At 27.9% G+C, this 26,966-nt stretch carries 24 protein-coding genes and 1 tRNA gene; 8 read left to right on the top strand and 17 right to left on the bottom strand.

Annotated elements, in window-relative coordinates:
* Positions 1 to 29: 29 nt before the first annotated feature.
* From yidC to rpmH, 3 genes are all read right to left on the bottom strand, one after another.
* On the bottom strand, positions 30 to 1,619 hold the full coding sequence (yidC, locus tag ICW73_02220) for a membrane protein insertase YidC (protein QNS01773.1): 1,590 nt from the start codon (positions 1,617 to 1,619) through the stop codon (positions 30 to 32).
* A gap of 197 nt (positions 1,620 to 1,816) precedes the next feature.
* Positions 1,817 to 2,161, bottom strand: coding sequence for a ribonuclease P protein component (gene rnpA / locus ICW73_02215; protein QNS01772.1), 345 nt, complete (start codon positions 2,159 to 2,161; stop codon positions 1,817 to 1,819).
* Between the two features lie 12 nt (positions 2,162 to 2,173).
* Positions 2,174 to 2,320: a 50S ribosomal protein L34 gene (rpmH, locus tag ICW73_02210; protein QNS01771.1), complete on the bottom strand. Its 147-nt coding sequence runs from the start codon at positions 2,318 to 2,320 to the stop codon at positions 2,174 to 2,176.
* 438 nt (positions 2,321 to 2,758) lie between these two features.
* On the opposite strand from rpmH, the gene dnaA reads away from it, so the two are divergent.
* The 3 genes from dnaA to gyrB all read left to right on the top strand — a co-directional run bounded on the left by dnaA (position 2,759) and on the right by gyrB (position 7,749).
* Positions 2,759 to 4,123 carry a chromosomal replication initiator protein DnaA gene (gene dnaA / locus ICW73_02205; protein QNS01770.1) on the top strand — a complete coding sequence of 455 codons (1,365 nt, stop codon included), beginning with the start codon at positions 2,759 to 2,761 and terminating at the stop codon, positions 4,121 to 4,123.
* Positions 4,124 to 4,127: 4 nt separating this feature from the next.
* The gene (locus tag ICW73_02200; protein QNS01769.1) at positions 4,128 to 5,228 is read left to right on the top strand and encodes a DNA polymerase III subunit beta; all 1,101 of its coding nucleotides are present in this window, start codon (positions 4,128 to 4,130) and stop codon (positions 5,226 to 5,228) included.
* A 109-nt stretch (positions 5,229 to 5,337) separates the two neighbouring features.
* Positions 5,338 to 7,749, top strand: coding sequence for a DNA topoisomerase (ATP-hydrolyzing) subunit B (gene gyrB / locus ICW73_02195; protein QNS01768.1), 2,412 nt, complete (start codon positions 5,338 to 5,340; stop codon positions 7,747 to 7,749).
* A gap of 77 nt (positions 7,750 to 7,826) precedes the next feature.
* On the opposite strand, the gene atpC is transcribed toward gyrB, so the two are convergent.
* From atpC to mnmG, 9 genes are all read right to left on the bottom strand, one after another.
* A complete protein-coding gene (gene atpC / locus ICW73_02190; protein QNS01767.1) occupies positions 7,827 to 8,240 on the bottom strand; it encodes a F0F1 ATP synthase subunit epsilon in 414 nt (137 codons plus the stop codon).
* Positions 8,241 to 8,274: 34 nt separating this feature from the next.
* Complete coding sequence (gene atpD, locus ICW73_02185) at positions 8,275 to 9,672, bottom strand: F0F1 ATP synthase subunit beta (GenBank protein ID QNS02111.1); 1,398 nt, start codon at positions 9,670 to 9,672, stop codon at positions 8,275 to 8,277.
* Between the two features lie 24 nt (positions 9,673 to 9,696).
* The gene (atpG, locus tag ICW73_02180; protein QNS01766.1) at positions 9,697 to 10,572 is read right to left on the bottom strand and encodes a F0F1 ATP synthase subunit gamma; all 876 of its coding nucleotides are present in this window, start codon (positions 10,570 to 10,572) and stop codon (positions 9,697 to 9,699) included.
* 35 nt (positions 10,573 to 10,607) lie between these two features.
* A complete protein-coding gene (locus tag ICW73_02175; GenBank protein QNS01765.1) occupies positions 10,608 to 12,149 on the bottom strand; it encodes a F0F1 ATP synthase subunit alpha in 1,542 nt (513 codons plus the stop codon).
* Positions 12,150 to 12,164: 15 nt separating this feature from the next.
* Positions 12,165 to 12,698: a F0F1 ATP synthase subunit delta gene (locus tag ICW73_02170; protein ID QNS01764.1), complete on the bottom strand. Its 534-nt coding sequence runs from the start codon at positions 12,696 to 12,698 to the stop codon at positions 12,165 to 12,167.
* Between the two features lies 1 nt (position 12,699).
* Positions 12,700 to 13,185, bottom strand: a complete 486-nt coding sequence (locus ICW73_02165; protein QNS01763.1) for a F0F1 ATP synthase subunit B — start codon at positions 13,183 to 13,185, stop codon at positions 12,700 to 12,702.
* 104 nt (positions 13,186 to 13,289) lie between these two features.
* A complete protein-coding gene (gene atpE / locus ICW73_02160) occupies positions 13,290 to 13,529 on the bottom strand; it encodes a F0F1 ATP synthase subunit C (GenBank protein ID QNS01762.1) in 240 nt (79 codons plus the stop codon).
* A 44-nt stretch (positions 13,530 to 13,573) separates the two neighbouring features.
* Positions 13,574 to 14,392: a F0F1 ATP synthase subunit A gene (gene atpB, locus ICW73_02155; GenBank protein ID QNS01761.1), complete on the bottom strand. Its 819-nt coding sequence runs from the start codon at positions 14,390 to 14,392 to the stop codon at positions 13,574 to 13,576.
* A gap of 247 nt (positions 14,393 to 14,639) precedes the next feature.
* Positions 14,640 to 16,526, bottom strand: coding sequence for a tRNA uridine-5-carboxymethylaminomethyl(34) synthesis enzyme MnmG (gene mnmG, locus ICW73_02150; GenBank protein ID QNS01760.1), 1,887 nt, complete (start codon positions 16,524 to 16,526; stop codon positions 14,640 to 14,642).
* 413 nt (positions 16,527 to 16,939) lie between these two features.
* Here mnmG and ICW73_02145 point away from each other — a divergent pair, with 413 nt between their 5' ends.
* Complete coding sequence (locus ICW73_02145; protein QNS01759.1) at positions 16,940 to 17,512, top strand: tetratricopeptide repeat protein; 573 nt, start codon at positions 16,940 to 16,942, stop codon at positions 17,510 to 17,512.
* Positions 17,513 to 17,580: 68 nt separating this feature from the next.
* Positions 17,581 to 18,957, top strand: a complete 1,377-nt coding sequence (gene der, locus ICW73_02140) for a ribosome biogenesis GTPase Der (GenBank protein QNS01758.1) — start codon at positions 17,581 to 17,583, stop codon at positions 18,955 to 18,957.
* On the opposite strand, the gene fdx is transcribed toward der, so the two are convergent.
* The 5 genes from fdx to iscS all read right to left on the bottom strand — a co-directional run bounded on the left by fdx (position 18,954) and on the right by iscS (position 23,160).
* Positions 18,954 to 19,286: an ISC system 2Fe-2S type ferredoxin gene (fdx, locus tag ICW73_02135; GenBank protein ID QNS01757.1), complete on the bottom strand. Its 333-nt coding sequence runs from the start codon at positions 19,284 to 19,286 to the stop codon at positions 18,954 to 18,956. The genes der and fdx overlap by 4 nt on opposite strands.
* Positions 19,287 to 19,390: 104 nt before the next feature.
* A complete protein-coding gene (gene hscA / locus ICW73_02130) occupies positions 19,391 to 20,893 on the bottom strand; it encodes a Fe-S protein assembly chaperone HscA (GenBank protein QNS01756.1) in 1,503 nt (500 codons plus the stop codon).
* Positions 20,890 to 21,429: a Fe-S protein assembly co-chaperone HscB gene (gene hscB, locus ICW73_02125; protein QNS01755.1), complete on the bottom strand. Its 540-nt coding sequence runs from the start codon at positions 21,427 to 21,429 to the stop codon at positions 20,890 to 20,892. The genes hscA and hscB overlap by 4 nt, the downstream gene beginning before the upstream one ends.
* Positions 21,430 to 21,526: 97 nt before the next feature.
* Positions 21,527 to 21,913 carry a Fe-S cluster assembly scaffold IscU gene (iscU, locus tag ICW73_02120; protein QNS01754.1) on the bottom strand — a complete coding sequence of 129 codons (387 nt, stop codon included), beginning with the start codon at positions 21,911 to 21,913 and terminating at the stop codon, positions 21,527 to 21,529.
* A gap of 32 nt (positions 21,914 to 21,945) precedes the next feature.
* Complete coding sequence (gene iscS, locus ICW73_02115; protein ID QNS01753.1) at positions 21,946 to 23,160, bottom strand: IscS subfamily cysteine desulfurase; 1,215 nt, start codon at positions 23,158 to 23,160, stop codon at positions 21,946 to 21,948.
* A 106-nt stretch (positions 23,161 to 23,266) separates the two neighbouring features.
* On the opposite strand from iscS, the gene ICW73_02110 reads away from it, so the two are divergent.
* From ICW73_02110 to ilvC, 3 genes are all read left to right on the top strand, one after another.
* Positions 23,267 to 23,339: transfer RNA gene (locus ICW73_02110), tRNA-Trp, on the top strand.
* A 205-nt stretch (positions 23,340 to 23,544) separates the two neighbouring features.
* Positions 23,545 to 25,398 (top strand): dihydroxy-acid dehydratase, encoded by a 1,854-nt coding sequence (ilvD, locus tag ICW73_02105; GenBank protein QNS01752.1) that lies wholly within the window; start codon positions 23,545 to 23,547, stop codon positions 25,396 to 25,398.
* A gap of 59 nt (positions 25,399 to 25,457) precedes the next feature.
* Positions 25,458 to 26,930, top strand: a complete 1,473-nt coding sequence (gene ilvC / locus ICW73_02100; GenBank protein QNS01751.1) for a ketol-acid reductoisomerase — start codon at positions 25,458 to 25,460, stop codon at positions 26,928 to 26,930.
* Positions 26,931 to 26,966: the final 36 nt, after the last annotated feature.

The raw sequence follows: 26,966 nt of genomic DNA, 5'->3' as shown, positions 1-26,966 counted from the left end.
AAAAACTATTATCACAAAATCTTATTTACTTATTTTTTAAAATGTAATAAAAACAACTTTTGTTGTAAAATAGTAACTAAATTGCTTACAATATAATATAATACCAGACCTGCAGGAAACCATAAAAAAAATATTGTAAAAATAATAGGAATAAAATTCATAACTTTTTTATGCATAGTATCTGAAATAGTACTAGATGATGTTTTTTGAATTAAAAACATCGTTATACCCATGATAACTGGCAATACATAATATGGATCTTGATTAGATAAATCGTCGATCCATAATAAAAATGGCGCATGTCGTAATTCAACAGAACTAATTAACATGTAATAAAGAGATAAAAAAATTGGCATTTGAATTAAAATGGAAAAAAAACCACTTAACGGATTAATTTTTTTTTGCCTGTATAACTTTATTATTTCTTCACTCATACGTTGTTTATCATGTTTAAAAACTTTTTTTATTTCATCTATTTTAGGTTGTAGTGTGCGCATTTTTGTCATAGAAACATATTGTGCTTTTGTCAAAGGGTATGTAATTAATTTCATAATAAAGGTAATCACAATAATAGAAATACCCCAATTTCCTACAATATCATGCAATATACTTAACAATTTAAACAATGGCTGAGATAAAAACCATAGCCAACCATAATCAACTGTTAAATCCAAATGTGGTGCAACTAATATCATTTCTTTTTGAATCTCAGGACCAACCCATAATTTCGATTTTATACAAGAATATGAATTAGGTAATACATCAATTGGAGAAGATGTATATCCGATCGCTACAATGCCATTATGTAAATTTGAAGTATATATCGTATTTAAACCTGTGTTTTTTGGAATCCAAGCAACGGCAAAATATTGCTGCAGCATTGCAATCCAACCATCTTTTGTCAAGATATTTAAATGTTTATTACGCAAAATATTCTCAAATTTATATTTTTCGTATTTTTCATTCATACTAGAATAAGCTGCACCACGAAAAGTTTGTAAAGCAAAATTTTTACTATAAACATTACGTTTCTCAGGCAAATTCATTGTTTGTTTAATTTGGCCAAAAACATTAAATTGCAACGTTTTTATGCTAGAGTTATAAATGTTATGCTCTATATCAACTGTATATTTTCCTGGTTTTAAAATAAAATTTTTTACATAAGTTACATGATTACGATCAATCCATGAAATTGGAACACGTAACTCTTTCATGTTTTTTTTTAGCTCAAAAATTTTTTCTGTAGACGAATAAACTGGTCGACTCTGATTTATAGCACTATCTGGACCATCTCGCCCAATCAGACCGCTTTGTGCTTGATAAATAAAATCATCCGTTGTTTCAAGTAATTTAAAAAATTTAGAAGAATGTAACTTGTCTTTATATTTCAATAAAACTGCTTCTTCAATATCACCTCCATGCATATTTATCGTTAATGCTATAACATCATTTCTTATAAAAATGTAATTGTTATTTTTTTTAATATTCGTAATGTGAGATACTAAATTATTTTTTTTGTTCATTTGTTTATATAAAAATGATTGACCTTGCCATGTTTGCCAAAGTAAAAAAGAAATAAACAAAAAAGCAAAAATAAAAAAATTACGTTGTACTTCCATAATTAATATTCACTTTTATCTTTGATGCTTCAACGCAAAAAGTTATATACCTATATAATAAAATCAAGGTATCGCATAATCTATTATAAATTTTCTATATTACATATTATGAATATGTACATTAATAAACTTGGATGAAAGCAATAATCTAAATTAAAATATTAATATGATTTCAAAAAAATTTAACGTTCAAAAAATTATCGATAATAATGCAACCATAAATTTTGTAAAATAGTTATTATTTTTTTATTACTTAATCTAAGAGTATGTTTTCTAACTGTGACTATAAAATCCATTGAAATCAATTTATATTGTAACATACGAAAAGTTTCACGAATTAATCGTTTAATTAAATTACGATTATGCGCATATCGTACATTTTTTCGGGGTATAATAAGGCCCAATCTAGGATGTTCTAAAAAATTCATACGTCCGAAAACACTCATTTCTAACGTACTTTGTATATTGGGTTGATTAAAAATATATTGAAAACTTTTAGAATTTAATAATCGCATATTTTTTTTAAAAAAATAGTGCAACACAATGAAATTAACCTAATATTTTCTAGAAATAGTTAAACGTGTTCTAAGTTTAGCACGTCTACGTGACAAAATATAACGACCACTTTTTGTTGCCATACGAGTTCTAAATCCATGCGATCGATTACGTTTTAATATTGATGGCTGAAAAGTTCGTTTCATTTTATTATCTACCTAATTTTATTTTTTAAAAATTAATTGTATTGGATATATTTTCTGAGCGATTACTATTAATCGTAATCCTAATAAAAATCAAGCTATATAACATAATAAAAAAAATAATTATATGTTGATAAAACGTCATTAAACACGTAAAAATATTCATTTATATAAAATTTTAATATGATATTTATCATATCAGATATGTTATTAAAAAAATATAATACATATAACGATTATGTCTTAATGTAAAATGCAGTATCTTAATAGTACTGTTTAAAACATTGTTTTAATATTTATTTGTCTTAGATAATACACTTTTATCGTCAGAATATAACTTTTAAGTTATTTTTTTATAAGATAAAATGTATGTTAATCTCATATAAAAAAAATAACCTATTAAGATTTATTTAACTAATTTTGCTTGCTTTGGAGTTCACCGTGTTACTTTCTCTTTGGCAACAGTGTCTCAACCGATTACAAAACGAACTGCCAATCACTGAATTTAGTATCTGGATACGCTGCTTAAAGACTAAAACAAACAACAATAATTTAGAAATATACGCTCCAAATAAATTTGTTTTAGATTGGATTAAAGATAAATATTTGATTCTTTTTAAAAAAATATTACAAGATATTTGTGGTCATAATTATCCGTTAATAACACTTAAAGTATATCAAAATTTTAAGGAAAAAAATCTAAAAAACAATATTTTAAAATATTCTTTAAACAAGAACAATTTATTAATTCCAAAAAATATACCAATTTTTAAAAAAATATCCTGCAGTTTAAGCATTAATAAAAAACATATTTTTGAAAATTTTATAGAAGGAAAATCAAACCAACTTGCACGATCCGCGGCATCACAAGTAGCTAAAAACCCAGGAAATTCTTATAATCCATTATTTTTATACGGAGGGACAGGATTAGGAAAAACACATTTACTACATGCAATAGGTAATGGAATTTTATCATATAAATATAATACAAAAATTATGTATATGCATTCTGAACGATTTGTACAAGATATGGTAAAAGCATTAAAAAACAACGCTATCGAGCAATTTAAGTTGTATTATCGATCTGTCGACGCATTACTCATTGATGATATTCAATTTTTTGCGCATAAAAAACGATCACAAGAAGAATTGTTGCATACATTTAATGCTCTTTTAGAAGGTAATCAACAAATTATTTTAACTTCGGACCGTTATCCAAAAAAAATAGATGGCGTGGAAGATCGATTAAAATCAAGATTCGGATGGGGATTAACAGTTGCTATAGACCCTCCAGAACTAGAAACGAGAACAGCTATATTAATTAAAAAAGCTAATGAAAACAATATTGTATTATCATATGAAGTGGCAGTTTTTATTGCAAAACACCTAAGAGCTAATGTGCGTGAATTAGAAGGCGCACTCAATAGAATTATTATTAGTGCACATTTTACACATCAAACTATTACAATCGATTTTGTTCGTGAAGTATTACGAGACATGTTAGTTTTAAAGAATAAAATTATCACTATTGATAAAATAAAAAAAACAGTGGCTAAATATTATAAAATAACTATTACAGATTTATTATCTAGACGACGCTCACGATCAATTGTTCAATCAAGACAAATAGCAATGGCAATAGCAAAAAAACTAACTAATCATAGTTTACCTGAAATTGGATATGCTTTTAACAAAAGAGATCATACAACCGTTTTACATGCATGTCGTAAAATTCAGAAACTACGAAAAGAAAATTATAATATTCAAAAAGATTTTTTTAATTTAATTCAGACTTTATCAGTGTAATTATATGAAATTTACGATTAAAAATAAAATTTTAACAACACATTTACAAAAAGTAAATCGATTGTTAAGTAAAAACGCCGCCTTTCCGATTTTAGAAAATATATTAATTCAGGTCAAAAACGAGATATTATCATTAACAACTACTAATTTAGAAGTAGAGTTAATATCTAAAATTAAAATATCAAATAAACATGTTCCAGGTTCAACAACCGTTTCTGGAAAAAAACTTTTAGATATCTGTAAAAATTCATTGCACACTGCAGACATCGAAGTACAATTAGAAAATAATAAAATACATATTACTACAGATAATAGTTTCTATATACTAAACACTTTACCTGTAGATATGTTCCCTGATCATCATATTATCGATCACACGTCAGAATTTTTTATTGCTGCATCAAAATTAAAAAATATGATAGAAAAAACCGAATTTTCTATGGGAAAACAAGATGTAAGATATTATTTTAATGGTATGTTATTAGAGAAAAAAGGAACACTGCTATTCAGTGTTACCACTGATGGATATCGTTTATCAAGGTTACAATTGCAGTTAAAAAACGATATTTCTGACTTTTCAATTATCATACAAAGAACAGGAATCGTCGAATTATATAAATTGCTTCAAGTTCCAGAACAATTAATACACGTCTTAATTGGAAGTAAAAATATTAGAATATATATACAAAAATATGTTTTCACTGCTCAATTAATTGAAGGACAATATCCTGATTACAAACACATTTTTATTAAAAACAAATCAAAACCCATTCTTTGTAACTGTTCTCTTTTAAAAAAATCGTTATTACGCACTTCTATCTTAACCCATGATAAATTCCATGGTGTAGAAATAAAAATTAGCCATGGACAATTTAAAGTTTTATCTAGTAATACAACAGAAGAGGTTGCAGAAGATTCTTTTAGTATAAATTATTCCGGAAACAACATAGAAATATCAGTTAATGTGTACTATATACTGGATGTATTAAATGCTATTTCTAGCGAAAATATTCTTTTATTTATTAATCAATCTCAATCTTTAATACAAATTGAACCAGAAAATAACTCTTTTATAACATATGTTATAATGTTGTTAAAGCGCTAAAAATTAAAAAAAAACCAATTGTACTTTAAAAAACCTTTAACTGCATACTTTTATAAAGTACATATTTTTATTAACACTATTTTTTTATTTTAACAGGAATAAAAAATTTATGATAAATACATACGATTCTTCTAATATTAAAATTTTAAGAGGATTAGATGCAGTTCGAAAACGACCTAGCATGTATATTGGAGATACAGATGATGGAAGCGGATTACATCATATGGTTTTTGAAGTTGTAGATAATTCAATTGATGAAGCATTATCCGGTTACTGTAATGAAATTGTCGTAGAAATTCACGAAGACAACTCCGTTTCAGTAAAAGACAATGGCAGAGGAATCCCAACAGACATCCATCCTGAAGAAAACATATCTGCTGCAGAAGTAATTATGACTGTATTACATGCAGGTGGAAAATTTGATAATACGTCATACAAAATATCAGGAGGATTACACGGCGTAGGAATATCTGTTGTTAATGCTTTATCAGAACAATTAAAACTAGTAATTCATAAAAATAAAAAAAAATACCAACAAACATATAAAAATGGTAAAGCTCAACACCCGCTATCAGTTATAGGAACAACAAACATTACAGGTACATACATACGATTTTGGCCCAGTTACAAAATATTTTCTAATAATACACAATTTCAATACGAAATATTATCTAAACGTTTACGCGAACTATCTTTTCTTAATTCAAATATTTCTATTCATTTACAAGATCATAGAACTAATACTAAAAACCATTATTATTATAATGGGGGTATTAAAGAATTTATTAAATTCTTAAATAAAAATAAAAAACCAATTCATACACATATGTTTTACTTTCATGCTATAAAAGATAAAATAGAATTAGAAGTTGCTATGCAATGGAACCATGCACATAACGAACACATATTATGTTTTACTAACAATATTCCACAAAAAGATGGAGGAACTCATTTAGCTGGATTTCGATCCGGCATGACACGTACATTAAATTTGCACATTGAACGTGAAGGATATAATAAGAAAAATAAAATTACTATTATAGGAGAAGACACGCGAGAAGGATTAACTGCGATTATATCTATTAAAATACCAGATCCAAAATTTTCATCTCAAACTAAAGACAAGTTAGTATCTTCTGAAGCAAAATCAGTTATTGAATCTTTAATTCATGAACATCTAATTGAATATCTTTTAGAACATCCAAATGACGCAAAAATCATTATCCAAAAAATTATTTATACTGCTAAAAATAGAGAAGCAGCAAAATTAGCTAGAGAATTAAACAAACGAAAAAGTATATTAGATTTAGGCGCGCTACCTGGCAAATTGTCTGATTGTCAAGACAATAATCCTAAAACATCAGAAATATATTTAGTAGAAGGTGATTCAGCAGGAGGTTCAGCCAAACAAGGTAGAAACCGAAAACATCAAGCTATTTTACCTTTAAAAGGAAAAATATTAAACGTTCAAAAATCAAAATTTGATAAAATGTTATTATCTCAAGAAGTAGCTTCACTTATAACTGCATTAGGATGCGGAATTGGAAAAAACGAATATAATTTAGATAAATTACGATACAATTTTATTATTATTATGACAGATGCAGATGTAGATGGCGCGCATATTCGCACATTGCTATTAACATTTTTTTATCGACAATTGCCCGAATTAATCGAAAAGGGATATATTTATATTGCGCAACCACCTTTATATAAAATCAAAATCGGAAAAAAAGAAAAATATATCAAGAACGACGATGAAATGAACAAGTTTCACATGCAAAATGCATTAAAAAACTTCACTTTAACAAGTAAAAATTATTCCTACAACAAAATAGATATCGAAAAATTTAAAAAAATAATGTTACAATATAATCAATTTCAAATCAAAATTCAAAAAAATAAACATTATTTCCCAAAAGGAATATTGAACGAATTAATTTATCATCCACGTTTATATGATTTAGAAAATGAACAAACAGTTAAAACATGGATAATAAAATTAACATCAGAACTAAATCGAAAAAATACAAATAATACTTACTATGAATCAATTATAAAAAGAAATACACATCAAAATATATTTGAACCAAGTATCAAAATATCTCAATATGGGAACACTGCAGAGTACGATTTCAAAAAAGATTTTTTATTTAGTAAAGAATATCTATTTATTAGTAATATAGGTAAAAACTTTTACAAATTTGTTGTTAACAATACCATAATCGAAAAAAATGAACATCTTTGTAAAATATGTGACATAAAAAATACCTTAGATTGGCTCATGAAAGAAGCTAAAACAAATCTTTTTGTGCAACGTTATAAAGGATTAGGCGAAATGAACCCAGAACAACTATGGAAAACTACCATGAATCCAGACACGAGAAATATGTTACAAGTAACTATTAAAGATGCAATTTCTGCAAATAATTTATTTAATACGCTTATGGGAGATGCAGTAGAACCAAGACGAAAATTTATACAAGAAAATGCCTTAAAAGTCGAAAACATTGACGTTTGAATACACCAAAATTACATTTTTCTTTTTTGTCTACAGTTGTTTGCGGCAGGACTGACCAGCCGCTAAATATTATCGTTTTATCTTAACTTGTTCATAATTTCTAAAGATCTTAATTTTGCAATTTCTTGTGATATTTTTAATAAAATATCAACTTTGTTCACCTTGGCGTGTTTATTGTTCATCAATTCTTCTGCATTTTTTTTAGTTTTTAAAATACGATCTTTATTTAAATCAGCAGCATAAATAGCTACATCTGCTAAAATTGATACTATATTAGGTTGTACTTCCAAAATACCCCCAGATATGTAAATATATTCTTTTTTTTGATCATTATGAACAATGTATATCGTACCCGGTTTAATTGCGCTTATTAATTGTACATGTCCAGGATAAATTCCCATTTCACCTTCTGATCCAGATACACGTATTTTTTTCACTAATCCAGAAAAGAGTCGTTTCTTAGCGCTGACTATATCTAAATAAAAATTCATAAATATATTCCAACACAATTTTACACAGAAGAAATTATAATGTTTTTGCTTTTTCGATCACGTCATCAATTGATCCTACCATATAAAACGCTTGCTCCGGTATCGTATCAAATTCACCGTCTATAATACCCTTAAAACCTTGAACGTTTTTTTGTAATGATACATATTTTCCTGGAAAACCAGTAAATACCTCTGCTACAAAAAATGGTTGAGATAAAAACTTTTGTATTTTGCGCGCTCTTGAAACTAATAATTTATCTTTTTCAGATAATTCATCCATACCTAAAATAGAAATTATATCTTTTAATTCTTGATATTTTTGCAATATAGATCGAACAGCAATTGCAACGTTGTAATGTTCATCACCTATGATGTTCGGATCTAGTTGACGACTAGTAGAATTTAATGGATCAATCGCGGGATAAATACCTAGGGATGCGATTTGACGACTTAACGTAACAGTAGAATCCAAATGCGCAAAGGTAGTTGCAGGAGCAGGATCTGTTAAATCATCTGCCGGCACATAAACTGCTTGAATAGACGTGATTGAACCATTTTTAGTTGACGTAATTCTTTCTTGCAATAAACCCATTTCTTCAGATAATGTAGGTTGATAACCAACTGCAGATGGCATACGACCAAGCAGTGCAGATACTTCCGTTCCTGCAAGAATGTAACGATATATGTTATCAATAAACAATAAAACATTCTTTCCATCATCACGAAATTTTTCTGCAATAGTTAAACCAGTAAATGCTACGCGTAATCTATTACCAGGCGGTTCATTCATTTGACCATACACAAGAGCAACTTTATCTAAAACCTTTGACTCTCTCATTTCATGATAAAAATCGTTGCCTTCACGAATTCTTTCACCAACACCAGTAAATACTGAATAACCAGAATGCTCAACAGCAATATTGCGAATTAATTCCATCATATTTACAGTTTTTCCTACGCCTGCACCACCAAACAAACCCACTTTCCCACCCTTTGAAAAAGGACAAATTAAATCAATAACTTTTATACCTGTTTCTAATATTTCTTGTGAGCTAGTTTGTTCTGTATAACTTACAGGATTTTGATGGATTTCACGATATTCAGTTTTAACATGATCCATGTGTTGAAATGCGCCTTTTTGATCAATAGTTTCGCCTAACACATTCATTATGCGACCTAATGTTATCTCTCCTACTGGTACTTTTATACAATGCCCAAGATCAGTAACCAACAAACCTCTTTTTAAACCGTTTGAAGAACCCATAGCAATAGTTCGGACAACACCTGAACCTAATTGCTGTTGTACCTCCAAAATTAACTTATTTAGTTTGTTGTTTACTTCCAAAGCATTATATATTTTTGGTACTGAATCATGATGAAATTCCACATCTACTACAGCACCAATAATTTGAATAATTCTGCCAGTAGTCATATCTTTCACTTTTCTCACTAATTTTTAATTTACTGAAACTGCTGCTGCACCTGCTATGATTTCAATTAATTCTTGAGTAATATTTGCTTGACGTACTTTATTGTATATTAATTGTAATTCTTTAATTCTATTACTACTGTTATCTGTCGCAGTTTTCATGGCAACCATACGAGCAGAATGTTCACTTGCTATATTTTCTAAAACACTTTGATATATTTGCGATTCAGCATATCGATTAAATAACATATCTAACATTAATTTAGAATCTGTCTCGTATAAATAATCCCATCGTTGATCGTGGTTAATATTGTTAGTATGCGACTTAACAAAGGGTAATAATTGATAAATTTGTGGATATTGTATCATCTTATTTTGAAATTTGTTAAAAGCAATTAAAATTTGATCAATGCGACAATTTCGATATTCTTTTAATACTATTCTAACAACATTCTTTAACTTTATAAAATCAGGGTTATCACCTAAATGTGTAATTTTAGCAAGAATAGAACTACCATATATTTCAAAAACTGATAAACTTTTTAAACCAAATAATATTAAATCACATGAAATATTATTTTGATAAAAATAATGCATTTTTAATAATACTTGTTTAAAAAGATTAGTATTTAAACTGCCACATAATCCTTTATCAGTCGATACTATAATCATACCAATGCGTTTTATTTTACGTGTATTCAAATAACAATGCTGATATTCTACATGTCCATGCATAACATGATTAATAACATTTTTTATAACATCAGAATATGGACGACTAGCAAACATACGCGCTTCTGCTTTTCTCATTTTCGCGATCGCAATCATTTCCATAGACTTAGTAATTTTTTTAGTATTAATAACACTAATAATTTTACTTTTTATTTCTTTTGCGCTCGTCACTATTTTTCCATTTATGTTTTTAAATTAACAAATAATCATATAAAATTTAATTCTTTAAAATTTTTAACTAATTTTAAAATTCTTTTTTGTATAACATGATCAAAATGACCTGTTTGATTGATTTCTGTCATTAAATCAAAATAATGTGCTTTAGCATAAAGTAGTATTTCCTGTTCAAATCGTGTTACTTGATCAAGCGCAACGTCGTCGAGAAACTTATTTACTATAGCAAATAAAATGAGACTTTGTTCAGATATAGAAAATGGCGAATACTGCTTTTGCTTGAATAATTCAGTAATTTTTTGTCCATGTAATAATTGTCGACGAGTAGTTTCGTCTAAATCAGATGCAAATTGTGCAAATGCTGCCAATTCATGGTACTGCGCTAAATCAGTACGAATACCAGCAGATAACTTTTTAATAATACAACATTGCGCTGAGCTGCCTACACGAGACACGGAAATACCTGGATTAACAGCAGGGCGAACGCCTGAATTAAACAAACTGGACTCCAAAAATATTTGACCATCAGTGATGGAAATAACATTGGTTGGAACAAATGCCGATACATCTCCTGACTGCGTTTCAATAATTGGTAAGGCTGTTAACGATCCAGTTTTTCCAACAACTGTATTATTCGTTTTATTTTGTACATACTGTTCAGAAACGCAAGCTGCCCGCTCTAATAAACGGGAATGTAAATAAAATATATCTCCAGGAAATGCCTCTCGACCAGGAGGTCGACGTAATAACAAAGAAATTTGACGATAAGCTATTGCGTGCTTTGAAAGATCATCATATACAATTAACGCATCTATTCCTTGATCACGAAAAAACTCTCCCATTGCACAACCTGAATATGGAGATAAATATTGCAAAGCAGCTGATTCAGAAGATGAAGCAACAACAATTATAGTATTAAACAACGCATCATGCTCTTCTATTTTTTTTACAACATTAATCACCGTAGACAATTTTTGCCCAATCGCAACATAAATACATTTAAGACCAGTTTCTTTTTGATTAATAATTGTATCTACAGCAAGAGCTGTTTTTCCTGTTTGACGATCACCAATAATTAATTCACGTTGACCTTTTCCAATAGGAATAATTGAATCAATGACTTTATAACCAGTTTGTACTGGTTGATTAATAAATTGACGATCAATGACTCCAGGCGCATCTGTTTCAACTGGAAAATAACTGTCGTTTTTTATATCCTTTTTTCCATCAATAGGTACGCCCAATGCATTTACAACTCGACCTAACAAATTGATGCCAACAGGTACTTCTAATATTTTTCCTGTACACTGCACTTCATCTCCTTCAGAAATATGTGCATAGGGACCAAGTACAATTGCACCAATTATATCTCGTTCTATATTTAAAGCGATAGCGTATTCATTATTTGGCAATAAAATCATTTCACCTAACATGACGTTAGATAGACCATAAATCTTTATAATACCATCACTAACAGATACAATTTTACCTGTATTATATGATTGATGAAATACTTTAAATTGAGAAATTCTTTCTTTAATTAACTCACTAATTTCAGTAGAATTTAATTGCATATATTATTTTTTCTCTTAAGGATTTAAAGTTTTAAACAGTTGATTCAGATGACTTCGAATAGAAAAATCAAAAACTGTATCATACGTTTTTAATATAAAACCACTAATTATGTCACGATTAATTTTACATACAAACTCAATTTTTTTCAGAAAAATATTTTCTAAAATTTTACGAATATCAAAAATTTGTTTTTTAGAAAAAGGGTGTGCTGTGATTAAATGAACAACTAAAATATTTTGATGCGCACAATTTAATTCTAGAAAATGTTTTAATATATCCTTTAATATTCTCAAACGTTGATTTTCAGATAATAATCTGACCAAATTTTTTGCGTACATATTAATATTTTTACCGCTGATTTTAAAAAAGATATATGACAAATATTTCGGTGATAAAGCGCCAGATAAAAAATATTTTATTTGTTTGTGAGATGCAATTGCATTAATTAAAATCAACATATTTTGCCATTTTTGTATCGTGTTATTTTTAACAGCAATTTCAAAAATAGCTTTAGCATAAGGCCTAGCAATTGTATATGATACTGACATATTAACTCTTTATCTTGGAAAAAGAAGAAATTAATTCATTGACAAAAATTTGACTATCGCTATTTTGAATTTGTTTTTTTATGATTTTTTCTGCCATTAAAATCGATAAAACTGTTATTTCTTTATACAATTTTTTCTTTTCATTCATAATCATTACATCAATTTCTGATTGAGTATTGATCAACATCTTACGACAATCTGATAACGCTTTTTTTTGAGCTGTTGCTAAAACAATATCTCCTTGAGACTTTGCCGTATATAAGATTTTTTCTGCATGCTCTTTTGCATTTTGTATTTTTTTTTGTATTTGTATCTTAGTTTGTTCTAATTCTTTTTTAGCTTGTTCAGCAGCAATTAACGATTGTTCAATTTTTTTTTGTCGATTTTGAATAGTCACAATAATTGGAGGCCATACATATCTCATACAAAACCAAGAAAATAAAAAAAATGAAATTATCTGACCAAAAATTGTCGCATTCAGATTCACAGTCTTATACCTTTATAATAAAATAAAAACTAAACTTTATGTGATCTAATTATATATAAAATACCCTTAAATTTTAATTACATATTTTTAAAACGGTTAAAATATCAAGAAATTGCAAATAACATATATAAACCCAAACCTACGGCAATCATCGGAATTGCGTCCACCAAACCCATAACTACAAAAAATTGCGTTCTTAATAATGGAATCAAATCAGGCTGTCTTGCCGCTCCTTCTAAAAACTTGCCGCCTAAAATGCTAATCCCAATTGCAGCACCAACAGCTGCTAAACCAATGATTATTGCAACAGCTATATAAAGTATATTAATATTCAAATGTTCCATTACAAACTCCTTCAATTAATAAGTCTCGTAGCATTAAGTTTTAATTAATGCGACTGTGATGCCATTGACAAATATACAATAGTTAATACCATAAAAATAAATGCCTGTAATGAAACTATCAGAATATGAAAAATAGCCCATGGTACATTTAAAAAAAATTGTAACCACCACGGAAGACAACCAGCAATTAAAATAAAAATCATCTCTCCTGCATACATATTTCCAAAAAGACGCAATCCTAACGAAATTGGTTTGGATAATAACGATACCAATTCTAAAATAAAATTAAAAATAAAAAATACAGGATGACGAAAAGGTTGTAAAATTAAACTTTTGAAAAAACCACAAAGACCTTTTTCCTTAATAGTGTAAAATACAATTAAAAAAAACACTCCGAATGACATCGATAATGTAATATTCACATCAGAAGAAGGTACCGTTCGTATCGCAGGTAACGCAAACCAATGTGACAACATATATGGAATAAAATCAATCGGTATTAAATCCATTAAGTTCATTAAAAAAACCCATATAAAAATTGTTAGCGATAACGGTGCAACAAAAATACTTTTTCCTCGATACATACTTTTGACATTAATATCTACAAATTCAAAAATTAATTCTACACCAGCTTGCAATCTTCCTGGAACTTTTGCAGTAATTTTTTTTGATATTGCATATAATGTACTTAAAAAACATAATCCTAATAAAAGAGAGAAAAATATCGAATCAAAATTTATAACCCAAAAACTAGAGGGAATTACACTAGACTGTACAGTTGAAAAATCTCGTAAATCTATTTGAAAATGATTTAAATGATGATTAATATATTCTTTCGAATTAGATATTTTCTCTAATGTCATATTTTTTTCTCATCGTCATTTAACAATATTCTCGAAAAATCATATCATGTTCTATAAAATAATTTCTAACTAATTATTTCATTTCTTTAAGAAATTTAAAACAATAAATTAGCTATATTATTCTTATTATTATCAAAGAATAATTTATAAACTGAGTAAAAATTCGTTTTCCTGTTGTTTCTTAAAAATCACTCTGTTATTTTCAGAATACAGAAAAAAACAAATAAAATCCACCATAAATTTTATTTTAAAATATTTTCTTGTAAGATTGTTTTTTTAAATAAATCAATAAAATTGATATCGAAGCTGGTGTAATACCAGAAATTCTCGATGCCTGTCCAATCGAAATTGGCTTATGATCATTTAATTTATTTATGGCTTCATGAGACAAACCTTTAATTTTGGTATAATCGCAATCAGGAGATAAAAAAGTGTTTTCATTATTTAATTGTCGTTGAATTTCTTCTTCCTGTAGTTTTATATACCCTGCATATTTAGTTGTATTTTCAATTTCCGTCATTGCATCTAAATCCGTGCATCGTAAATCTATATCATGTAGTTTTTGTAAAACTGAAAATGTAATTCCTGGTCGCTTTAATAATTCTAATAAATTTGTATCTTTTGTTAAATGACAAGAAAATAGTTTCTTTAAAACATTAGCATCATTAGATTTTAGACATATTTTTGTTTTTTTTAATCGAGCAGTTTCGTTTTTTATATTCAACAATTTGTTATTGTAACGAATCCATCTTGCATCATCTACTAAGCCAAATTTACGACCAATTTTAGTCAAACGCAAATCGGCATTATCTTCGCGTAACATTAATCGATACTCAGCTCGCGATGTAAACATTCTATATGGCTCTTTAGTACCTTGTGTTGTAAGATCATCAATAAGAACACCTAAATATCCTTGATCACGCCTTGGAAACCAATTTTTTATATTCAAAACAGTTAATCCAGCATTCAAACCAGCTAACAAACCTTGCGCCGCTGCTTCTTCATAACCAGTCGTACCATTAATCTGACCAGCAAAAAATAAACCTTTAATCAATTTACTCTCTAACGTAGGATATAAATCTTTCGGATCAAAAAAATCATATTCTACAGCGTATCCAGGGGTGATAATTTTAGATTTTTCTAAACCTTTAATAGAAGCGATAAATTTTTTCTGAACTTCGAGAGGAAGACTAGTAGAAATCCCGTTTGGATATATTTTAACACTCGATAATCCTTCCGGTTCTAAAAAAATCTGATGCGACTTTTTATTAGGAAAACGCACAACTTTATCTTCAATAGACGGGCAATATCGAGGACCTAAACCTGTTAAAATTTTTGTATATATGGGACTTTGATGTAAATTATTTCGTATTATATCATGAGTTTTTTCATTAGTATATGTAAGATGACATGATACCTGGTCAGGATGATTTTTGGCATGACCCATAAATGAAAAAACCGGTACAGGAATATCTCCATTTTGAACTGTTAAACTACTAAAATCAATACTGTTCACATCAATACGCGCTGGTGTACCAGTTTTTAATCTATTCACACGCAAAGATAATTCTCTTAAACGATTAGATAAATCTATCGAAGATTTTCCACCAATTCGTCCAGCAGGATAATTAGTTAAACCGATATGAATCTTCCCTCCGAGAAAAGTACCTACCGCTAAAATTACTGTTTGTGATAAAAAGTTAATATCATTTTGTGTCAATACACCTGTTACTCGATAGTGTTTAAAAATTAAATCTTTTACTTCTTCTTCCAAAATTAATAAATTAGGTTGATTATACAATATTTTCTTTGTATTTTCATGATATAAAATTCTATCTATTTGCGCTCTCGTAGATCTCACAGCAGGACCTTTTTTAGAATTTAAAACTCTAAATTGAATACCTGAATAATCAGATATGACTGCCATGATACCTCCTAATGCATCTATTTCTTTCACTAAATGACTTTTTCCTATTCCTCCTATCGCCGGATTACAAGATAATACTCCTAAATCTGAAATATTTTGCGTTAATAATAGAGTTTTGCAACCCATTCTTGCTGCAGCCATAGCAGCTTCAGTTCCAGCATGACCTCCACCAATAACAATAACATCGAAACATTTTGGATGCGACATTTTTCATTCAATTCCTTTCAGGGATTTAAAAAATTATAGTATATAAGATTAATATGTCAACCAGAGATTAAAAAAGAAAAAAACAAAATCTAATTATATTAACATTATTTTTCTTTCTTTAAGAAAAGAGAACAAATATATATTTATTATTATTAGGACAAAGCAAACCTGTGGATAAGTCATCTTTGTCATTGATTCTAAAGACAATTTTGATTTAATTAGCTGTGCATAATCAGTGATTTTAATGTGTATAAATCGTTAAAATTTTATATTTTTTCTAAAAAAGTATAAAATTAAAAATTACAAATAAATTGAAATTGCATATATTGAAAAAAAAAAATATATATAATAATATTTTTGTACAAAAAATCTGTTTCCAAAAATAAAAAAAAAAAATCAAAAAAGGAGGTTAAATGCTTAATATTTCAAGAAAAAAAGTAATAATTAGTATTGTTATTTTTTTAATTTTCAGTATTTTTTTTATTTTTAAACGCATTTTCTATAAAAACACAAATACCGACTTAAATGCATGTAGATATGAAAAAGTAATACAAGAATTAGATATAAAAAAAATTGAAACATTAAACAACGCAAAAAATTTTATCATGCACAACAATAATATTTATGGAATTCTAACTGCTATGTTTTTAGCAAAGATATATATTTCATCCAATGACTTAAATAATGCTTTTCTTCAACTGAATAATGTCTTACACTATTCTGAAAATGAAGAACTAAAAAATATTATAAAATTAAGAATGGTGAAAATAAAATTGCAGAAACATGAAAACCAAGATGCTATAGATATCCTCAATAGCATTAAAGATATTAATTGGAATCATATAATTGAAAATATAAAAGGTGATATTTTTATAGATAATAAAAATAAAAAACAAGCAATAAAATCATGGAAAAAAAGCAGGACATTAGAAACATCACATACATCTAAAGAAATCCTTAACATGAAAATATCTGAATTTCAATAAAAATATATATCTAATAATTGTTCCTAAAGTTACATTTTAAAAAAATATAAGAAGAGATCACATTCATTATGTTACCCATTATTGCATTAATTGGGCGTTCTAATGTAGGAAAATCTACTTTATTTAACGTTTTAACAAAAACGAGAAATGCATTAGTATCTCATCAAACTAAACTAACTCGAGATCGACAATATGGGTTATGGAATATTAGCAGAATACAACAATCTATCCTAATCGATACTGCGGGATTTGATGCACCATTAAACGAAATAGAAAAACAAGCTTACAAACAAACATTAATTGCTATACAAAAAGCAAATTTAATTTTTTTTATAGTAGATGCTCAAAGCGGATTAATAAGCCAAGATTGTATAATTTTAAACAAAGTTAGAAAATACAACAAGAAGATTATTTTAATTATTAATAAAACAGATAATATTGAAATATCTAATCAAAAAAATGAATTTTATTCTTTAGGATTCGCAGAAATCTATCAGATTTCCGCTAGTCATAAAACTGGAATTAATATACTAATATCTCAATTTCTGTTACCTTGGATACATAAAAATTTTAATAATAAACATGAAACAAAAATCATAAAAAATAACAATAAAAAACAAAAAAAAGAAATCAAAATAACTTGTATAGGCCGTCCAAACGTTGGAAAATCCACTTTAATTAATGCTCTTTTAAGACAAGAGAGAATGATTACATGTAACACGCCAGGAACAACATTAAACAGCATTTCTGTACCAATTCAATATAATAATAAAAAATATATTTTCACTGACACTGCTGGGATACCTAAAAACAAAAAAAAACAAAATAGTATCACACAATTTTCAATTATTAAAACTTTACAAACTGTTAAAAAAACAGATGTATCTTTATTAATAATAGATGCAAGCATTGAAATATGTCAGCAAGATTTAAAATTAGCTAATTTCATTCTAAAATCTGGTAAACCAATCATTTTAGTATTTAATAAATCCGATCTAATAAATTCTTCAATTAAAAGACAAATAAAAAATACAATCAAAAAACAATGTTCATTTCTATCTTTATCCAAGATGCATTTTATTTCAGCTTTACATAAAATAAGATTGTCTCAGTTATTTCAATTAATTCATGAAATACATCAATCATATAACATAGAAATAAACACATCAGAACTAACTAAAACACTGCATGAAGCAATAAAAAGACATCAACCACCAATGACAAAAGGTTATAAAATAAAACTAAAATATGCCCATATAGGCAGCTTTAAACCACTAAAAATTATTATACATGGTAATCGAACCAAATATCTATCTACATCATATAAAAGATATTTAGTCAATTTTTTTTGCCGTACTTTTAACGTAAACAGCATTCCAATGCATATAAAATTTAAAGATAGCACTAATCCATACTGCACTAAAAAAAGAAAAATTGATTTTTAACTATTGTTATAGTTACTATTATATAAAGGAATTTCTACTTCAATATCACTATTTCCAATAATCGCTTGACAACTTAGCCGACTTTCAGTCTCTAAACCCCATGCTTTATCTAAAACATCTTCTTCTTTCTCAGAACATCCTGAAAGAGAAAAAAAACCTTTTCTTATAATACAATGACAAGTACTACATGCACATGACTGTTCACAAGCATGTTCAATATTAATGTTATTTCGTAATGCAACAGTTAAAATTGTCTCGCCAGGTTTTGCAAGACATTTACTACCTTTAGGTAATATAATTTTATGAGGTAAAAATAATACTATAGGCATCTATTGTTTTCCAAAATGTTATCTAAAAATTATAAATAACATATATATAAAAATTACGTTCATATTGCAACTGTAAATATTATGATGTTTATGTAAAAATAATTTTATTCTGTAGATAAAAAAACGTTTTCTATGCTTATTGTTTCTTCTCTCTTACTATATTTTTCTGATGCTGTTACATTAATCAAACCATTTGCATCTATTTCAAAAGTAACTAAAATACGTGCTATACCTGCTTTTTGACGGGGAATATTTCTTAAAACGAATCGTGATAAAGATACACAATTCTTGACTAACTTATTTTCACCTTGTACGACATGAATCAATATAACTGTTTGATTGTCTTTAAAAGTAGTAAACTCTTTTGTCTTTGAAATGGGTATCGGAGTATTACAAGGAATAATATTCTCAACAAATCCTCCCATTACCTCTATTCCTAAAGAAAGTGGACAAACATCTAATAAAAGTATTTTTTGATTTTTTTTTAAAACATTATTCATTAACATATTCACCTGAATTGCTGCGCCAATTGCTACAACCTGGTCAGGATCAATAGATTGCAAGGGTGTTTTTTTAAAAAAACGTGCAACCTCTTTATATAAAAACGGTATTCGTGTTGAACCTCCTACTAAAATAATATCTTTAATAACATCTAATGATAACTTTGTTTCTTTAATTAACTGTGCGCAAATAGATAGTGTTTTATTAATAAAAATTTTGATAATTAAATTAAATTCATATCGATGAATTTCACCAACCCAATTGTAAAATTGTATTTTAACCACTTCATTTTTAGTTAATTGAATCTTCACTTTTTTTGATAACGCTAACAGTTCCATATAGAAAATATCATTGCATTTATTGGACAAATTAGATTTTTTATAAATATACTGTGCTAATGCAATATCAAAATCATCACCGCCTAAATTAGTATCTCCGCTGGTTGCTAAAACTTGAAAAACTGTTTTATTTAATTGCAAAATAGAAACATCAAAAGTACCACCTCCTAGATCATAAACAACAATAATTCCCTTTTTATACATTTGTAAACCATATGCAATAGCTGCTGCTGTCGGCTCATTTAACAATCTAACTAAATTAACTTTTGCGGATATAGCAGCTTTTTTTATTTCAGCACGTTGAATATTGCTAAAATAAGCTGGTACAGTAATAATACTTGCACATATTTCTTTATTAAAAAACACTTCAGATTTCTTTTTTAGATCTACCAGTATATTACTAGCAACATCTGTAGGAGTAAAAAAACCTGCACACGTTTCAAATAAAACTTTCCCGTCGTCATCTTTTCTTAAAACGTATGGCAACACCGGATATCTATCTCTAACAAAATGAATAGAATGACCAATAAATCTTTTTACAGAACTAATAGTATTAATAGAATCAACAATTTTGTATTTTTCAGCATCCCAACCTATTAAAATATTATTTTTTTTGTAATGTACGATTGATGGTATCAAAAAACGACGTTTTTCATCTAATAAAAATACAATATCTTTTTTATATACTGTTGTTACTAAAGAATACGTTGTACCAAAATCAATTCCTAAAAATAATTTTTGATCACGTTTTATTTTTAAAAGCGTCATTTATACTTGCCTTTATTAACATTAATTAAATACACATCCTTTTCTGTATTTAAATTATTTTTGATGTTTTCAAAAAATAACAATTTTTTAACTATCTCAACAACTACTTGATAATTATTATTGATAAAATTTAATTCAATTAATTTTTTATACTTTTTAATCTTTTTATTTATTTTATTTTCTAAAATACATAATTTTTTCGCATCAAAATTATTTTTTTTTAGAAAATCTAATTCTTCTTGTAAAAAAAAATACTTTACTAAAAATGATTTATTTTCTGATGCTTGCATGTCTTTTTTAAGATCTATGCCATTTATATAAAGCAGATATATTGCTCTATTTAAAAAATCTTTTAAAATTTTATAACCTTTATTAATTCTAATTGACTTTTTTAAAGCGATTTTTTTTACCTCTTCTGAATGATGTAAAAACACATCAGGATGAAATTTTAACTGTAACTTATAAAAATTTTTCGTTAACAATTCTTGATTAATAAAAAACGTTTTAGGTATTTCAAATAGTGTAAAATAATCCATTTGTACCCTTATAAATTATTTCAGTAACATCAAAAAATTATGTTAAATATATGTTGAAAGAATATCTTCTTTCAACATGACATTTGCAATGATTAAACTATTTTTGACTGAGTTTTTTTTTATAATCTGTAATAGCGGCTTTGATAGCATCTTCTGCTAAAATAGAACAATGAATTTTTACTGGTGGCAATTCTAATTCTTCAACTATAGTTGTGTTTTTAATCGATTCAGCTTCTGTAATTGTTTTACCTTTTACCCATTCAGTTACTAGTGAACTTGATGCGATTGCCGAACCACATCCATAAGTTTTAAAACAAGCATCCTCAATAATACCTTTTTTATTAACTTTAATTTGTAATTTCATCACGTCACCACATGCAGGCGCACCAACTAATCCACTTCCAACATTTTTATCAGAATTAGAAAACGATCCAACATTGCGAGGATTTTCATAGTGGTCCATGACTTTTTTGCTATAAACCATATAAATTACCTTTTTAAATTTTATTAAATCTGTCAATTATAATCCCATGCTATACTATTTAAATCAACTCCTGATTTGAACATTTCCCATAATGGTGATAATTCACGTAATTTTTTAATTGCTTGGTGTACTGATAAAATTGTATGTTCAATTTCATGTTGAGTTGTAAATCGCCCAATTGAAAAGCGAATAGAACTATGAGCTAACTCATCTTTAATTCCTAATGCTTTTAAAACATATGAAGGCTCCAAACTTGCTGAAGTGCATGCAGAACCAGAAGATACTGCTAAATCCTTTAGAGCCATAATTAATGATTCACCTTCAACATAATTAAAACTGACATTTAAAATATGAGGAGAACCTTGTTGCAAATCACTATTTAAATATACTTCTTCAATATTTTTAATACCATTCCATAAATAATTTCGTAACTTTATTAAGTGAATAAAATCATCATTTATTTTTCTTTTTGCTATAGCACAAGATTCGCCCATGCCAACAATTTGATGAACAGGTAAAGTACCTGAACGCATGCCACGTTCATGACCTCCGCCGTGTATTAAAGGTAATAAACGCATGCGGGGTTTTCGACGTACATATAACACCCCAATTCCTTTTGGTCCATAAATCTTGTGCGCAGAAAAAGACATTAAATTTATCGATGAATCTTGTAAATTAATAGGTATTTTTCCAACGCTTTGTGTTGCATCCACATGAAAAAAAACACCATATAATTTACAAATTTTTGCAATGTTTTCAACATTTTGAATAATGCCAGTTTCGTTATTTACATGCATTAAAGAAACCAAAATAGTATTTTTATTGATATTATTTTTTATATCATTTAAATCAATAATACCATTACTTTTTGGTGTCAAATAAGTTACAGAAAAACCATTGTTTTCTAAATATCTACAAGTATCTAAAACGGATTTATGTTCAGTTTTACTAGTAATAATATGATTACCTTTATTTTTATGAAAAAAAGCTATGCCTTTTATAGCTAAATTATTTGCTTCTGTAGCTCCAGATGTAAAAATAATTTCGCGTGCATCTGATCCAATTAAATCAGATATTTGATTTCGTGCAATATCAACTATTTCTTCTGCTTTCCAACCAAATTTATGGGACCGAGATGCTGCATTTCCAAATTCACCATCTATTGTTAAATAATCCATCATCTTTTTTGCTACGTCTGGTTCTACTGGCGTAGTTGCTGCATAATCTAAATAAATTGGAGTTTTCATATATTGAAATACCTTCGTAATTAATAAATATAAAAATATATAGAATACATACTAGACTTTTCTTACTGTTATGAATATAATAATTTTTAATACTTTAAAAATGAATAGGGGTGTAGTTCAATTGGCAGAGCATCGGTCTCCAAAACCGAAAGTTGTAGGTTCAAATCCTTCCACCCCTGAAAAATTACGAAAATAATTTTGTAATTTTTTTATACAAAATGCATACATAAAAATTAAATTTTTATAATATAAATCCTACTATTTGAAGCATTCAGCCGCGTTTTAAAAAAACATTCTTTTCTCCATTCAAAAATTATAAACAAATTTTTTTAAAATAAAAATTTATGACACTTTTAAAATAATTATTTTTTTTAAGGTTTAAATATGCCAGATTATCGTTCTCGTACAACAACATATGGTAGAAATATGTCTGGAGCAAGGTCTTTATGGCGCGCAACAGGGATGACTGACGCAGATTTTCAAAAACCAATCATTGCAATTGTTAATTCATTCTCACAATTTGTACCAGGTCATATACATTTACAAAAAATTGGAAAAATAGTATCTAAAGAAATTCAAAAAATGAATGGAGTTCCAAAAGAATTTAATACTATTGCTATTGATGATGGAATAGCCATGGGTCATTCTGGGATGTTGTACTCATTACCCTCACGTGAATTAATTGCAGATTCTGTAGAATATGTAATTAACGCACATTGCGTAGATGCCATGATCTGTATTTCTAACTGTGATAAAATAACACCAGGCATGTTAATGGCCGCATTACGTTTAAATATACCAGTAGTATTTGTTTCAGGTGGGCCAATGGAAGCAGGAACCATAGAAAAAAAAGGAAAAATTATCAAAATTAATCTAGTAGATGCTATTGAAAACAGTGGAAATCGTAAGCAATCTGAAAAATTTATAAAGAAAATTGAGCAATCCGCCTGTCCTACATGTGGTTCTTGCTCAGGTATGTTTACCGCAAATTCTATGAATTGTTTAATAGAAGCTATGGGTTTAGCTCTACCTGGAAATGGAACATTATTAGCAACACATATAGATCGAAAAAAGCTATTTCTAAAATCAGCTCAAATTATTGTAAAAATAACAGAAGAATATTATAAAAATAATAATGTGAATGTATTGCCAAGATCTATTGCTAATAAAGAATCTTTTGAAAATGCAATGATGTTAGACATCGCAATGGGAGGTTCAACAAATACGATATTACATATATTAGCAGCTGCGCAAGAAGCACAAGTAGATTTTAATTTATCTAATATTAATAATTTATCAAAAATCATACCTCATATTTGTAAAGTTGCCCCAAGCAGTACTACATATCACGTGGAAGATGTGCATCGTGCAGGTGGTGTAATGAGTATTTTAGGAGAGCTAAATCGAGCTAAATTGCTGCACACGAAAACAAAAAATATTTTACAATTAAGTTTAAAAGATACATTAAAAATGTATGACATCTTACAAACAAACGACAAAGATATTATTCGAATGTTTCGAGCTGGACCAGGAAGGAATAAAACTACGCAACCGTATTCTCAAGAATTCAGATGGCGAACATTAGACAAAAATCGTAAAAATGGATGTATTCGATCTTGTGAAAACGCATACAATCAAGATGGAGGATTAGCTATTTTATATGGTAATTTAGCAAAAAACGGATGCATAATAAAAACTGCAGGTATAGATAAAGAAAATTATTTTTTTTCAGGTATTGCCAAAATCTATGAAAGTCAAGAAGATGCAGTCGATGCTATTTTAAATCAAAGAGTATCTGCAGGTGATGCAATTATTATTCGCTATGAAGGTCCTCGGGGCGGACCAGGCATGCAAGAAATGTTATATCCAACCACATATTTAAAATCTATTAATTTAGATAAAAAATGTGCGCTTATTACAGATGGTAGATTTTCAGGTGGAACGTCAGGGTTATCTATAGGACACATTTCTCCTGAAGCAGCGAATCAAGGAATCATTGCACTTGTAAAAAATGGTGATAATATTATTATTGATATCGCTAATAGAAAAATTCATCTTAATATAACAGATCACGAACTATCTATACGATCTAATGCAGAACAATCCAGAGGAATACATGCATATACTCCTCATAATCGTAAAAGATATGTATCTCCTGCATTACAAGCATATGCTTTTTTTTCAACTAGCGCTGATCAAGGAGCTGTCCGTGATAAAAAAAAATTGTTTAATAGATAACAAACGATTATTTTCAACATAAAAATATCACATTTTTAAAAATATCAGGAATATCAATAATGAACTACTTTAATACGTTAAATTTTAGACAAAAATTAAATGAAATAAAAAAATGTCGTTTGATGAATAAAGAAGAATTTAACAAAAAAAATGATATCCTAAGAAACAAAAAAATAGTTATCATTGGATGTGGATCTCAGGGATTAAATCAAGGTTTAAACATGAGAGATTCTGGATTAGACATCAGTTATGCATTACAGAAAAGTAGTATTATCAATAAAAGTCAGTCTTGGTTCAACGCTATTGAAAATGGATTTAAAGTATCTGATTACGAATCACTAATACCTTATGCTGATTTAGTAATAAATTTAACACCTGATAAACAACACAGAAATGTTGTAAAAAAAATACAAAAACTAATGAAACAGGATGCCTGTTTAGGTTATTCACATGGATTTCATATCGTAGAATGTAACGATAATATTCGAAAAGACATTACTGTTATTATGGTAGCTCCAAAATGCCCTGGTACTGAAGTACGACAAGAATACCAAAGAAATTTTGGCATACCTACATTAATTGCAGTACATCATAAGAATGATCCAAAAAAAATAGGATTAAATTTAGCAAAAGCATGGGCGTTTTCTATTGGTGGCCATCGAGCCGGTGTACTTGAATCATCTTTTTCTGCTGAAGTAAAATCAGACTTGATGGGTGAACAAACCATTTTATGTGGTATGTTACAAACTGCTTCATTAGTATGTTATGAAAAGTTACTTTTCGAAGGATATGATCCTTCTTATTCTAGTCATTTAATTCAATATGGGTGGGAAATTATCACACATTCTCTTAAACATGGTGGTATTACATTAATGATGGACAGATTATCAAGTTCATCTAGAATAAGAGCCTTTAAAATTTCAAATATAATTAAAGAAAAATTATTTCCATTATTTCAAAAACACATGGATGATATCATTTCGGGTGAATTTTCTATAGAAATGATGAAAGACTGGAATAACAAAGACCAAAAATTGTTATATTGGCGAAAAAAAACACGAAATTCTAATTTTGAACAATCACCTAAATATCAAGAAAAAATAAGTGAACAAGAATATTATGATCATGGCATATTAATGGTAGCTATAATAAAAGCTGGTATTGAATTATGTTTTGAAACAATGAGAAACAGTGGAATAATGCAAGAATCAGCTTACTATGAATCTTTGCATGAACTACCATTAATTGCTAATACGATTGCCAGAAAAAGATTGCATGAAATGAATTTAGTTATTTCAGATACTGCCGAATATGGTAATTATTTATTTTCTGAATCTGCATATCCCATTTTAAAAAATATTGTCAATCCATTAAAAAAAAGCGATCTTGGCTCTGCACAGTCTAATAATAAAATAAATAATGTAGAACTATACGACATAAATAATGCAATTCGCAATCATCCAATAGAAATAATTGGTCGAAAATTAAGAAAATATATGACAAAGATGAAACAACTGGCCATTGTAGAATAAGTATGATTTACTTAAATAACATATTTCATAAACTTG

It is taken from the genome of Buchnera aphidicola (Pentalonia nigronervosa) (genome assembly GCA_014622685.1).
In the GTDB taxonomy this organism is placed as follows: Bacteria; Pseudomonadota; Gammaproteobacteria; order Enterobacterales; family Enterobacteriaceae; genus Buchnera; species Buchnera aphidicola_BD.
This window is presented reverse-complemented; position numbering and strand designations above follow the sequence as displayed.

Coding starts and splice junctions, on each gene's coding strand:
- yidC (QNS01773.1), bottom strand. CDS start 1,619: ATGGAAGTACAACGTAATTTTTTTATTTTTGCTTTTTTGTTTATTTCT.
- rpmH (QNS01771.1), bottom strand. CDS start 2,320: ATGAAACGAACTTTTCAGCCATCAATATTAAAACGTAATCGATCGCAT.
- ICW73_02200 (QNS01769.1), top strand. CDS start 4,128: ATGAAATTTACGATTAAAAATAAAATTTTAACAACACATTTACAAAAA.
- gyrB (QNS01768.1), top strand. CDS start 5,338: ATGATAAATACATACGATTCTTCTAATATTAAAATTTTAAGAGGATTA.
- atpC (QNS01767.1), bottom strand. CDS start 8,240: ATGAATTTTTATTTAGATATAGTCAGCGCTAAGAAACGACTCTTTTCT.
- atpD (QNS02111.1), bottom strand. CDS start 9,672: ATGACTACTGGCAGAATTATTCAAATTATTGGTGCTGTAGTAGATGTG.
- ICW73_02175 (QNS01765.1), bottom strand. CDS start 12,149: ATGCAATTAAATTCTACTGAAATTAGTGAGTTAATTAAAGAAAGAATT.
- ICW73_02170 (QNS01764.1), bottom strand. CDS start 12,698: ATGTCAGTATCATATACAATTGCTAGGCCTTATGCTAAAGCTATTTTT.
- atpE (QNS01762.1), bottom strand. CDS start 13,529: ATGGAACATTTGAATATTAATATACTTTATATAGCTGTTGCAATAATC.
- atpB (QNS01761.1), bottom strand. CDS start 14,392: ATGACATTAGAGAAAATATCTAATTCGAAAGAATATATTAATCATCAT.
- mnmG (QNS01760.1), bottom strand. CDS start 16,526: ATGTCGCATCCAAAATGTTTCGATGTTATTGTTATTGGTGGAGGTCAT.
- ICW73_02145 (QNS01759.1), top strand. CDS start 16,940: ATGCTTAATATTTCAAGAAAAAAAGTAATAATTAGTATTGTTATTTTT.
- der (QNS01758.1), top strand. CDS start 17,581: ATGTTACCCATTATTGCATTAATTGGGCGTTCTAATGTAGGAAAATCT.
- fdx (QNS01757.1), bottom strand. CDS start 19,286: ATGCCTATAGTATTATTTTTACCTCATAAAATTATATTACCTAAAGGT.
- hscA (QNS01756.1), bottom strand. CDS start 20,893: ATGACGCTTTTAAAAATAAAACGTGATCAAAAATTATTTTTAGGAATT.
- hscB (QNS01755.1), bottom strand. CDS start 21,429: ATGGATTATTTTACACTATTTGAAATACCTAAAACGTTTTTTATTAAT.
- iscU (QNS01754.1), bottom strand. CDS start 21,913: ATGGTTTATAGCAAAAAAGTCATGGACCACTATGAAAATCCTCGCAAT.
- iscS (QNS01753.1), bottom strand. CDS start 23,160: ATGAAAACTCCAATTTATTTAGATTATGCAGCAACTACGCCAGTAGAA.
- ilvD (QNS01752.1), top strand. CDS start 23,545: ATGCCAGATTATCGTTCTCGTACAACAACATATGGTAGAAATATGTCT.
- ilvC (QNS01751.1), top strand. CDS start 25,458: ATGAACTACTTTAATACGTTAAATTTTAGACAAAAATTAAATGAAATA.